This window comes from Streptomyces sp. NPDC107546 (genome assembly GCF_055639175.1).
This window is the reverse complement of the sequence record NZ_JBVKBA010000008.1, coordinates 195,760-207,573: the sequence shown is the minus strand read 5'-3', so window position 1 is coordinate 207,573 and position 11,814 is coordinate 195,760. Positions and strand designations below refer to the sequence as shown.

Sequence of the window (11,814 nt, the reverse complement as noted above, 5' to 3'; positions counted from 1 at the left end):
CACGAATACACCTCAACTCGGTGCGCCGCGGGCGAGCTTAGTCCGACCGGATCATCGCCATGTCATATTCGGCAAGCACCTGAAATGCCCATCGCGTCAGGAGTACGCTCGGCATTTTTCCTACGGTGCGCCGCCATTCGAACACACACCGTCACGGCGTACGAGCAGTCGAGATCGGTCCCCCGCACAGGGGAATTCGCCTGCGAGGCAGTGGACCTGATGACCTGCGACCTCGAGTCCCGGAGCCCCTGAGGCTCCGAGGCTCCGAGGCTCCGAGAAAGCCTCAGACTCCGGCGATGCGCAGCGCCGCGTCCGCCGTGGCCTCCGCGAAGACGGACACCGGGCGGTCCGGGTCGGAGCGGTGGACCAGGATGACGCCCTCGATCAGCCCGAAGACCAGATCCGTCCGCAGATCCAGCTCACCCTTGGCGAGGCCGGAGCCCGCGCGGGTGGCGGCGATCAACTGCCGGTAGGCGTCCTTGAGTTCGGCGCGCACGGCATGGAAGCCGGCGAACCGCTCGGAGCGCACCTCGGGCAGCAGGTAGAGACCGCCCAGGTTGTGCGGGCCGCCGCAGAGCAGCTCGACGTCGGTGCGGCACAGCTCCCACAACCGGTCCTCGGCCGGGGCGGTGTCGTCGGCGAGCAGGTCGCGCGCACAGGACAGCGAGGGCGTGACGGTGGACTCCAGCAGTTCGGCGAGCAGTTCCTCCTTGCCGGACACGTAGTGGTACATGGACGCCTGCCGCATCCCGGCCCGCTCGGCGACGGCGCGCGTGGTGGTCGCGGCATATCCGTGGGTGGTGAACAACTCGGCGGCGGCCGTGAGGAGCTCGTCGCGCGGCGACAGTCCGCTGTCGGGCCGCCGCTCCGCCCGCGGCCTGCCGACCCGCCGCCCACCACCGGTTCCCATGCGGTCGATCCTCGCACATGACGCGGTACGACGATCTCGGCGCTGTGCGACGACGGCCCCGCCCGGCGCCCGCGGTGAGGGACCGGAAACCGACCGGCAACGCCCGGGACACGGCGGCGACCCGCTCCCCGCCTAATTTCTGTCGAGCGACAGAAATAACCGTAGTCACCCGACCCCCGGAGGTCCCGCGATGGCGACAGCGACCACCTACGGAGCACGCGACCACGCCCGGGCACAGGAGGGCGCCCGTGCCGAAGCCATGCCCGTCGTGCCGGCGAGCGCCTGGCCCGCGCCGCCCTGCGAGGCCGGCCACATGGTATGGGCGGAGACCGTGGCGGGCGGCAACTACACGCACCGGGTGCTGGCCCGCGGCACCGAGATGCGCCTGACGGATCTGCGCGGCGATGCCTGTGCCCATCTGTTGCTGTTCGCCGACCGCCCGTGGGAGCGGCTGAACGTGGCCGACACGGTCAAGGTGCAGTGGAACGCGTACCTCGGTGAGGGACGGCTGCTCCTGTCCGACCAGGGCCGCGTCCTCGCATCGGTCGTCGCCGACACCTCCGGGCGGCACGACGCCCTGTGCGGCACCTCCGCGCTCGCCCGCAACACCGAGCGCTACGGGGACGGCACCCCGCAGTCCGCCTCCCCCGCAGGGCGCGAGCTGTTCAAGCTGGCCGCCGCGAAGAACGGGCTTCAGCCGCGCGACCTGCCGCCGTCGCTGTCGTTCTTCCAGGGCGTGGAGGTCCGCGAGGACGGCGCCCTCGACTTCACGGGCTCCGTCGGCCCCGGCGGCAGCGTCACCCTCCGCGCCGAGCAGGACGCCACGGTGCTCATCGCCAACGTCCCCCACCCGGTCGACCCGCGCCCGGACTACGTGTGCACCCCACTGGAGGTCCTCGCCTGGCGCTCGGAGGCGACCCGCCCCGGCGACCAGCTGTGGGAGGCCACCCCCGAGGGCCGCCGCGCCTTCCTGAACACCGTCGAATTCCTCGCCGCCAGGGGGCTCGCATGAAGACCGTGAAGACCGTCGTTCCGGCCCGTGCCGCCTGGTCGTCCGTCGTACGCACCGGCGAGACGCTGACCGTCACCGACCTGTGCGGCAACCAGGCCGTCGACTTCCTCGTCTACGACGCACACGACACGTCCGTGCGCTACAGCGCCCCCGACACGATCCACGCACAGGGCACCATCTTCCTGACCACGGGCAGCGTGCTGCTGTCCAACGAGCACACCCCGCTGATGACGGTCGTCGCGGACGACGTGGGCCGGCACGACACGGTCGGCGGCGCCTGCTCCAAGGAGTCGAACACGCTCCGGTACGGCCACCACACCTGGTCGCAGCACGCCTGCGTGGACAACTTCCTCGCGGAGGGCGCCAAGTACGGCCTCGGCAAGCGCGACCTGGTGTCCAACATCAACTGGTACATGAACGTTCCCGTCGAAAAGGACGGCACCCTCGGCATCGTCGACGGCATCTCGGCCCCCGGCCTCTCGCTGACCCTGCGGGCAGAGCGGGACGTCCTCGTACTCGTCTCCAACTGCCCCCAGATCAACAACCCGTGCAACGGCTTCGAGCCGACGGCGGTGGCGATGACCATCGGAGCCGGCCGGGGGGACACCGCATGAGCTTCGACACGCTGCTGGTCGCCAACCGGGGCGAGATCGCCGTCCGCATCCTGCGCACGGCCCGCGAGCTCGGCCTGCGCACGGTCGCGGTCTACTCCGACGCGGACCGCTCGGCACCCCACGTCCGTCTCGCCGACCAGGCGGTACGGCTGGGCCCGGCGCCCGCGAAGGAGTCCTACCTCGATCCGGACCTGGTGCTGAAGGCCGCCAAGGACACGGGCGCGGGGGCGATCCACCCCGGCTACGGATTCCTGTCCGAGGACGCGGCGTTCGCGCGCCGCTGCGAGGACGCCGGGATCGTGTTCGTGGGCCCGACCCCCGAACAGCTGGAGCTGTTCGGCACCAAGCACACCGCGCGGACGGCGGCCCGGGCGGCGGGAGTACCGCTGGCCCCGGGCACAGGCCTGCTCGCCTCCCTGGCGGACGCGCTGGACCAGGCCGAGGTGATCGGCTATCCGGTGATGCTCAAGGCGACGGGCGGTGGCGGCGGCATCGGCATGTCGGCTTGTCGATCCGCCGCCGAACTGACCGAGGCATGGGAGCGGGTGCAGCGGGTCGCCGCCGCCTCCTTCTCCACGGCCGGTGTCTTCCTGGAGCGGCTCGTCGAGCACGCCCGCCATGTGGAGGTGCAGATCTTCGGCGACGGCGCGGGGAAGGTCGTCACCTTCGGCGACCGCGACTGCTCCCTCCAGCGCCGCAACCAGAAGGTCGTGGAGGAGGCACCGACCCCGGGACTCCCGCCCCACATGCGGCGGCACCTGGCCGACTCCGCCCGCGACCTGTGCGCCTCCGTCGGCTACCGGTCCGCCGGCACCGTCGAGTTCGTGTACGACGCGGTTCGCGAGGAGGCGTACTTCCTGGAGGTCAACACCCGCCTCCAGGTGGAGCACCCGGTCACCGAGGAGACGTACGGCGTCGACCTGGTCGCCTGGATGCTGCGCCTGGCGCGCGGCGACCACGCCGTCGTACGGGACCCGGGCCCGCCCCGCGGCCACGCCGTCGAGGCCCGCCTCTACGCCGAGGACCCCTCCCGCGACCACCGGCCCGGCGCCGGACTGCTCACCCGGGTCGAGTTCCCCCAGGGCGTGCGCGTGGACGGCTGGATCGAGACGGGCACGGAGGTCACCACCTCCTACGACCCCCTGCTCGCCAAGGTCATCGCCTACGGTCCGGACCGGGAGCACGCGCTGCGGCGGCTGGACGAGGCCCTGTCCCGCACCCGGGTCGACGGCATCGAGACGAACCTGGGCCACATCCGGGCAGCTCTCGCGGCCGACGCCTTCCGGTCCGCCACGCACTCCACGGCGACCCTCGCCACCGTCACGGACCCCACCCCGCGTATCGAGGTCGTGGCGGCCGGAACCCTCACCACCGTGCAGGACTGGCCGGGCCGCACCGGCTACTGGCAGGTCGGAGTGCCCCCGTGCGGCCCGATGGACGACCTGTCCTTCCGGCTCGGCAACCGGGCGCTCGGCAACCCGGAGGGCGCGCCCGGCCTGGAGTGCACGCTGCAGGGCCCGACACTGCGCTTCACGCACGCCACCACCGTGTGCGTCACGGGCGCCCCCGCACCGGTCACGCTGGACGGTGCGCCGGTCGCGCAGTGGGAGCCGGTGACGGTGCCGGCGGGAGCGGTCCTGGAGATCGGGGCGCCCTCCGGACACGGGCTGCGGACGTACGTCCTGTTCGCGGGCGGCGGCCTGGACGTGCCCGCCTTCCTCGACAGCGCGGCCACCTTCACGCCGGGCCGGTTCGGCGGCCACGGCGGCCGGGCGCTGCGCACGGGAGACGTCCTGCACGGCGGCACGGTGACGACGGGCACCCCGGTGCCGGCCGCCGACCGCCCGGCCCTCACCTCCTCGTGGCTGCTGGGAGCCCTGGAAGGCCCCCACGCGGCACCGGAGTTCTTCACCGAGGACGACATCCACGACTTCTACGCCGCCGAGTGGAAGGTCCACTTCAACTCGGCCCGCACCGGAGTACGCCTGGTCGGCCCCAAGCCGCGCTGGGCGCGCCCGGACGGCGGCGAGGCGGGTCTGCACCCGTCCAACATCCACGACACGCCGTACTCGGTCGGCGCCGTCGACTACACGGGCGACATGCCGGTCCTGCTCGGCCCGGACGGCCCGTCGCTCGGCGGTTTCGTCTGCCCGGCGACGGTGCCCACCGGGGAACGCTGGAAGCTCGGCCAGCTGCGCCCGGGCGACACCGTCCGCTTCGCACCGCTGGCCGACGACGGCACGCCCCGGCCCGCCATCGTGGACGGCGGCGTACTGGCCCGCGACGGCGACGTGACGTACCGGCGCAGCGGCGACGACAACCTGCTGGTCGAGTTCGGCCCGATGCACCTGGACCTGGCGCTGCGGATGCGGGTGCACGCGCTGATGGAGGCGGTGTCGCGGGCGTGCCTGGACGGAGTCACCGATCTCACCCCCGGCATCCGCTCCCTCCAGATCCAGACCGACCCGCGCAGGCTCGCCCAGCCCGAACTGCTCGCGTTGGTGAGGGAGATGGTCGCGGCCCTGCCTCCCACCGGCGAGCTGGTCGTCCCGTCCCGCACGGTCCACCTCCCCCTGTCCTGGGACGACCCGGCCACCCGTGAGGCGATCGCCCGCTACATGGCGGGCGTCCGCGACGACGCGCCCTGGTGCCCGTGGAACATCGAGTTCATCCGCCGCGTCAACGGCCTGGACTCGGTGGAGGACGTGTACCGCACGGTCTTCGACGCCGAGTACCTGGTCCTGGGCCTGGGCGACGTCTACCTGGGCGCTCCGGTGGCCACACCGCTGGATCCGCGCCACCGCCTGGTGACCACCAAGTACAACCCGGCCCGCACCTGGACCGCCGAGAACTCGGTCGGCATCGGCGGCGCCTACCTGTGCGTCTACGGCATGGAGGGCCCCGGCGGCTACCAGTTCGTGGGCCGGACGACACAGGTCTGGTCGGGATGGCAGCAGCGGGGCGCCTTCGAGCCGGGCTTCCCGTGGCTGCTCCGCTTCTTCGACCGCATCAAGTGGTACCCGGTGAGCGCGGACGAACTGCTCGAACTCCGCGCGGACATCGTCTCGGGCCGCTTCGTGCCGCGGATCGAGGAGGGCGTGTTCTCCCTGGCGGAGTACGAGGCGTTCCTCACCGGGAACGCCTCGGCGATCGCCGAGTTCAGGTCCCGTCAGCAGGCCGCCTTCGCCGCGGAACGCGCCGCCTGGGAGGCGTCGGGCGAGTTCGCCCGAGCGGAGACGGCGACCGCGCCTGCGGCGCCCTCCGAGGTGACGGTTCCGCCGGGTGGCCGGCTCGTGGAGGCCGACTTCGCCGCGTCCGTGTGGCAGGTGAACGTGGAGCCGGGCGACGAGGTGACGGCAGGACAGCCCCTGTTGGCCCTGGAGGCCATGAAGATGGAGTCGAGGGTGCACGCGCCGGTGCCGGGCGTGGTGACAGAGATCCTCACGAAGCCGGGAGCCCAGGTGGAAGCGGGAACCCCCCTGGTGGTCCTCGGCCCCCCGCAGCCGACGGCAACGTGAAAGCGACCCGGTGGGTGGTGTGTGCCCACCGGCGACAAGCCGACGAACCCGCACCAGCCCGGGAGCACAGATGTCCACCCTGACCCGAGTCCGCCAGGCATACGCCCGCATCCAAGCCGTCGACCGTCCCGAAATCTGGATCGACCTCCGCCCCCAGGAAGACGTGGAAGCCGAAGCAAGCGCCATGGACGCCCGAGTGGCCGCAGGCGAACACCTGCCCTTGGCCGGCCGGCTCTTCGCGGCGAAGGGCAACATCGATGTCAGGGGCCTGCCCACCACAGCAGGCTGCCCGGCCTACGCGTACGTACCCGAAGCGGACGCCCCGGCCGTGGCACGCCTGCGGGAAGCCGGCGCCATGGTGATCGGCACAACGAACCTGGACCAGTTCGCAACCGGTCTGGTGGGAACGCGCTCCCCCTACGGCGCTGTCCCCCATGCCTACGATCCAGCAAGGATCAGCGGCGGCTCCAGCTCCGGCTCAGCCGTAGCGGTAGCGCTGGGCATCGTCGACTTCGCCCTGGGCACCGACACCGCGGGCTCGGGCCGCGTCCCGGCCGCCTTCAACGGCATCGTCGGCCTCAAGCCCACCCGCGGCCTCGTCCCCACCACCGGTGTCGTGCCCGCCTGCGCCTCGATCGACTGTGTGACCGTGTTCGCCCGTACGCTCCCGGAGGCCGAGCAGGCCCTGGCCCACATGTCCGCACCGCCCGACCGCGTGCTCCCGCCACTCCCCCAGCGGGCTCCGGGCCCGTGGCGCATCGCGGTCCCACCGCTCGCCGACCTCGGCGAACTGGACGAGGGCTGGGCGCAGGCCTACACCGTCGCGGTAGGCCGGCTCGCCGACGCCGGGGTCGAGGTGCGAAGCATCGACCTCGCGCCGTTCACGGAGGCGGCCGCGATGCTGTACGAGGGCGCGTTCGTGGCGGAGCGTTACGCGGCGGTCGGAAGTTTTGTCGACAAGTTGATCGCCGAGGGCGGGGAGGGTCTGGACCCGACGGTCGCCGGCATCATCACCCGCGCCCGCGGCATCCCGGCCCCCCAGCTCTTCGACGACCAGGCCCGTCTGGCCGCCCTGCGGGCCCGCGCCCTGACGGAACTGGCCGACGCGGACGCCCTGTTGCTGCCCACCGCCCCGGGGCACCCGACCCTCGCCGAGGTCGCCGCGGACCCACTGGGCGCCAACGCCCGTCTGGGCCGCTTCACCAACTCGACGAATCTGTTCGACCTTGCGGCGGTGGCCGTCCCGGCGGGCGAGGTGAGCGGGCTGCCGTTCGGCGTGATGCTGATCGGCCCGGCGTTCACGGACGAACGGCTGGCCCGGATCGCCCGAGTGCTGGAACCGGAGACATGTGTGGCCGTGGTGGGCGCACACCTGTCGGACCAGCCCCTGAACCCCCAGCTCCTGGCACTGGGCGCCCGGCTGGACCGTACGACGACCACGGCCCCGCTCTACCGCCTGCACGCCCTGTGCACGGACCCGCCGAAGCCGGGGCTGGTGCACGTCGGGGAAGACGGCGCGGCGATCGAGACGGAGGTGTGGCGCCTGCCCGCGGAGGGCCTGGGCCACCTGCTCACCGCTCTGCCCCGCCCGATGACGCTGGGCAGCGTGGAACTGGCGGACGGAACGCGCGTAGCGGGTTTCCTGTGCGAGCCCGGCGCCCTGACGGACGCACGGGACATCACGTCGTACGGCAGCTGGCGGTCGTATGTGAATCGGGGGTAGAGCGACGAGCTCAAGGGGCGCGGGGGTGAGTCGACATGCGGCTCCGCCGCGTGGGCGCGACCAGCCACAGACAACCCGCACCCGCCCGACGACTCTCACCCCACCGACGAGTAGGCGACAACACCCCGCAGCAACTGGTCAACCGCCTTGCGCGCGGCCTTGCCCACGGTCGAGCCCTCCACAGGAGAAGCCGCCGCGATCTGCCCGAGCACATCGATCACCTGCTTGCACCACCGCACGAAGTCACCGGCCGGCATCTCCGCCTCGTTCAGGACTTCGTCCAGCCCCTTCCCACTGGCCCACATGTACGCGGCCCAGGCGAACCCGAGGTCGGGTTCGCGCTGGCCGACGCCCTCGGTCTGGCTGATGCGGAACTCCTCCTCCAGGGCGTCCAGACGTCCCCAGATCCGCACCATCTCACCGAGCGCGGCCTTGGCCTTGCCTGAGGGCAGCTTCGGCGCCATCGCGTCGTCGCCGACCCGGGCCTCGTACACCAACGCGGAGACGCAGGCGGCGAGTTCGGCGGGGGCGAGCCCCTCCCAGACGCGCTCGCGCAGGCACTCGCTGGCGAGCAGGTCGAGTTCGCCGTAGAGCCGGGCGAGCCGCTTGCCGTGCTCGGTCACCTCGTTGCCGCGCAGGTAGTCCAGTTCGGTGAGCAACGCCACGATGCGGTCAAAGGTACGCGCGATCGTGTTCGTCCGGCCCTCGATACGGTGCTCCAACTGCTTGGTGTCGCGCAGCAGCCGGTGGTAGCGCTCGGCCCAGCGGGCATGGTCCTCGCGGTCGTTGCACCCATGGCAGGGGTGGGCGCGGAGCGCGGCGCGCAGCCGGGCGATCTCACGGTCGTCGGCCGCCTGCGAACGCCGCTTGCGCTGCCGCTCCGGCGGGATGTGCCCGGCCTTGGTGCGCAGCGCGGAGGCGAGGTCCCGGCGGGACTGCGGAGAGCGGGGGTTGAAGGACTTCGGGATCCGCATCCGCTCCAGCGGTTCGACGGGCACCGGGAAGTCCATCGTGGCCAGCCGTTTGACCTGCCGTTCGGCGGTGAGGACCAGCGGGCGCGGGCCGTCCTGGTACTCCAGGCCCCGGTGGCCGCCTACACGACCGGCGGGCAGGCCGGGGTCGAGGACCAGGGCCAGGCCCGCGTACTTGCCGGTGGGGACGTGGATGACGTCGCCGGGCTTGAGCTTCTCCAGGGCGACGGCGGCCTCGGCGCGGCGCTGGGAGGCGCCCTGCCGGGCCAGTTCGGTCTCGCGGTCCTTGAGTTGGCAGCGCAGCCGGGCGTACTCCTCGAAGTCGCCGAGGTGGCAGGTCATGGCCTCCTTGTAGCCCTCGAGGCCCTCTTCGTTGCGCTGCACCTGGCGGGAGATGCCGACGACCGACTTGTCGGCCTGGAACTGCGCGAAGGAGGTCTCGAGGAGTTCGCGGGAGCGGTGCCGGCCGAACTGCTCGACCAGGTTGACGGCCATGTTGTACGACGGCTTGAAGCTGGAGCGCAGCGGGTAGGTGCGCGTCCCGGCGAGGCCCGCGAGGTGCTCGGGGCTCATGCCGCGCTGCCACAGCACCACCGCGTGGCCCTCGACGTCGATGCCGCGGCGGCCGGCGCGGCCGGTGAGCTGGGTGTACTCGCCGGGGGTGATGTCGGCGTGCTGTTCGCCGTTCCACTTGACGAGCTTTTCCAGCACCACGGAGCGGGCGGGCATGTTGATGCCGAGCGCGAGGGTCTCGGTCGCGAACACGGCCTTCACCAAGCCGCGGACGAACAGTTCCTCGACGACCTCCTTGAACGTCGGCAGCATGCCCGCGTGGTGGGCCGCTATGCCGCGCTCGAGGCCTTCCAGCCACTCGTAGTAGCCGAGGACGTGCAGGTCCTCGGAAGGGATGGAGGCCGTGCGCTCCTCGACGAGGGCGCGCACCTGTTCCCGCGATTCCTCGTCGTTGAGCCTGAGGCCGGCGTAGAGGCACTGCTGGACGGCGGCCTCGCAGGCGGCGCGGCTGAAGATGAACGTGATCGCGGGCAGCAGGCCCTCGGCGTCGAGCCGCTCGATGACCTCGGGCCGGCTCGGTGTCCACACCCGGGCGCGCTGTCTGCGCTCCCGCTCGCGGTCGGCCTCGCGCATGGCGCGGCCCCGCCTGCGGTCCTGGAACATGGGGCGGCTGGCCTCCATGCGGGCCAGGCGCATGAGGTCGGGGTTGACGGCCTTCCTGTGGCCCTCGCCCTCCTCGAACAGGTCGTACATCCGGCGGCCGGCCAGCACGTGCTGGAACAGCGGCACGGGCCGGTGCTCGGAGACGATCACCTCGGTGTCGCCGCGGACGGTGTCCAGCCAGTCGCCGAACTCCTCCGCGTTGGACACGGTCGCCGACAGCGACACCAGCGTCACCGACTCGGGGAGGTGGATGATCACTTCCTCCCAGACGGCGCCGCGGAAGCGGTCGGAGAGGTAGTGCACCTCGTCCATGACGACATAGCCGAGGCCGAGGAGGGTCTGCGAGCCCGCGTACAGCATGTTCCGCAGGACCTCGGTGGTCATCACGACGATCGGCGCATCGGAGTTGACGCTGTTGTCGCCGGTCAGGAGGCCGACCTTCTGTGTGCCGTAGCGGCGGCACAGGTCGTTGTACTTCTGGTTCGACAGCGCCTTGATGGGTGTCGTGTAGAAGCACTTCTTGCCCTGTTCGAGGGCGAGGTGGACGGCGAACTCGCCGACGATCGTCTTGCCGGAACCGGTGGGCGCGGCCACCAGCACGCCCTTGCCGGCCTCGAGTGACTCACAGGCCTCGGTCTGGAAGGGGTCGAGGCCGAAGTCGTACATCTCGCGGAAGGAGGCGAGCGCGGTGGCCTGCTCGGCAGCGCGTCTACGTGCTGCCGCGTACCGCTCGGCCGGGGAGAGTTCCTCTGTCATCGTGCTTTCGAGCGTACCGGGAGCCACTGACAACAGGACGATCATTATGAGGATCGCGGACGCCGGCCGAGACGCGGACGGCCGTGGGGCCCCGCCGATGTCCTCGGCGGGGCCCCACGGCCGTCGGTCAGCACCTCACATGCCGCTTCCCGGCGGTCACGTCACGTCGTCATACCCGTTGACCTGGTCCGTGCTCGGCGCCTGGGGCAGTGCCCGGCTCGCGGTGACACCCTCGACCTCGCCGATGTCCTCGGGCGTGAGATCCAGTTCGGAGGCCTCGTCGTCGGCGGGTCCCTCGGCCTCGCGCCGCTGCTTGCGCCGGTCGTTGAGCAGCGAGAAGGCGACCGCGCCGAAGTACAGCACGCAGATCGGCCCGGCCAGCGCCAGCATGGAGAGGGGGTCGGTGCTGGGGGTGGCGACGGCCGCGAAGACCGTGATGCCCAGGATCATGGCGCGCCACCAGCCGAGCATGCGCGTGCCGCTGAGCACCCCGGTGAGATTGAGCATGATCAGCAGCAGGGGCAGCTCGAAGGACAGCCCGAAGACGACCACCATGCGCGTGACGAGCTGCAGCAGGTCGTCCAGCGGCAGCAGGTTGTCGACGCCGGACGGCGTGAAGTCGATCAGCACCTTCGCGGTGGTGGGCAGCACCTTGTAGGCGAAGAACCCGCCGCCGAGGAAGAGCGGGACACCGGTGCAGACGAACCCGTAGGCGTACTTCTTCTCGTGCCGGTGCAGCCCCGGCGCGACGAACGCCCACAGCTGGTAGAGCCAGACCGGCGAGGCGAACACCACGCCGGCCATCAGCGAGACCTGCAGGGCCAGGGTGAAGGGGGCGAGCAGACCGTTGATGGTGATACGCGCACACTGCTGGTTGTGGCTCGAGGACCTCGCCAGCTCCTCGAAGCTCTTCCCGCACCCGACCGAGTCGAGGATCGGCTGGGTGAGGAAGTTGATGATGTCGTTGTAGAAGAAGGCGGCGACGACCGTGACCACGATGATGGCCAGCATGGCCTTGGCGAGCCGGTTGCGCAGTTCACGCAGGTGCTCCGCGAGGGGCATCCGCCCCTCGGGGTCCTTCTCCTGTTTGCGGGCAGACTTGAGCAACCCACATCCTCATCTCGTGCAGTGGAC

7 protein-coding genes are annotated in these 11,814 nt (G+C 71.4%); 4 read left to right on the top strand and 3 right to left on the bottom strand.

The window, feature by feature from the left end; genetic code table 11:
* Window positions 1-283: 283 nt before the first annotated feature.
* A complete protein-coding gene (locus ACZ7L1_RS14655; protein ID WP_103839068.1) occupies window positions 284-910 on the bottom strand; it encodes a TetR/AcrR family transcriptional regulator in 627 nt (208 codons plus the stop codon).
* 190 nt (window positions 911-1,100) lie between these two features.
* Here ACZ7L1_RS14655 and ACZ7L1_RS14650 point away from each other — a divergent pair, with 190 nt between their 5' ends.
* The 4 genes from ACZ7L1_RS14650 to atzF all read left to right on the top strand — a co-directional run bounded on the left by ACZ7L1_RS14650 (window position 1,101) and on the right by atzF (window position 7,777).
* A complete protein-coding gene (locus ACZ7L1_RS14650; protein WP_471437228.1) occupies window positions 1,101-1,922 on the top strand; it encodes an urea amidolyase associated protein UAAP1 in 822 nt (273 codons plus the stop codon).
* A complete protein-coding gene (locus tag ACZ7L1_RS14645) occupies window positions 1,919-2,536 on the top strand; it encodes an urea amidolyase associated protein UAAP2 (protein ID WP_471437226.1) in 618 nt (205 codons plus the stop codon). The genes ACZ7L1_RS14650 and ACZ7L1_RS14645 overlap by 4 nt, the downstream gene beginning before the upstream one ends.
* The gene (locus ACZ7L1_RS14640) at window positions 2,533-6,054 is read left to right on the top strand and encodes a 5-oxoprolinase/urea amidolyase family protein (protein WP_471437224.1); all 3,522 of its coding nucleotides are present in this window, start codon (window positions 2,533-2,535) and stop codon (window positions 6,052-6,054) included. The genes ACZ7L1_RS14645 and ACZ7L1_RS14640 overlap by 4 nt, the downstream gene beginning before the upstream one ends.
* Before the next feature lie 70 nt (window positions 6,055-6,124).
* Entirely contained in the window at window positions 6,125-7,777 is a 1,653-nt protein-coding gene (gene atzF, locus ACZ7L1_RS14635) for an allophanate hydrolase (RefSeq protein ID WP_471437222.1), read from the top strand.
* Window positions 7,778-7,872: 95 nt separating this feature from the next.
* Here the strand turns inward: atzF and ACZ7L1_RS14630 are convergent, their stop codons facing one another.
* Both ACZ7L1_RS14630 and tatC read right to left on the bottom strand, forming a co-directional pair.
* Window positions 7,873-10,725: a DEAD/DEAH box helicase gene (locus ACZ7L1_RS14630; protein WP_471437220.1), complete on the bottom strand. Its 2,853-nt coding sequence runs from the start codon at window positions 10,723-10,725 to the stop codon at window positions 7,873-7,875.
* Between the two features lie 111 nt (window positions 10,726-10,836).
* Window positions 10,837-11,787 (bottom strand): twin-arginine translocase subunit TatC, encoded by a 951-nt coding sequence (tatC, locus tag ACZ7L1_RS14625; protein WP_471437218.1) that lies wholly within the window; start codon window positions 11,785-11,787, stop codon window positions 10,837-10,839.
* Window positions 11,788-11,814: the final 27 nt, after the last annotated feature.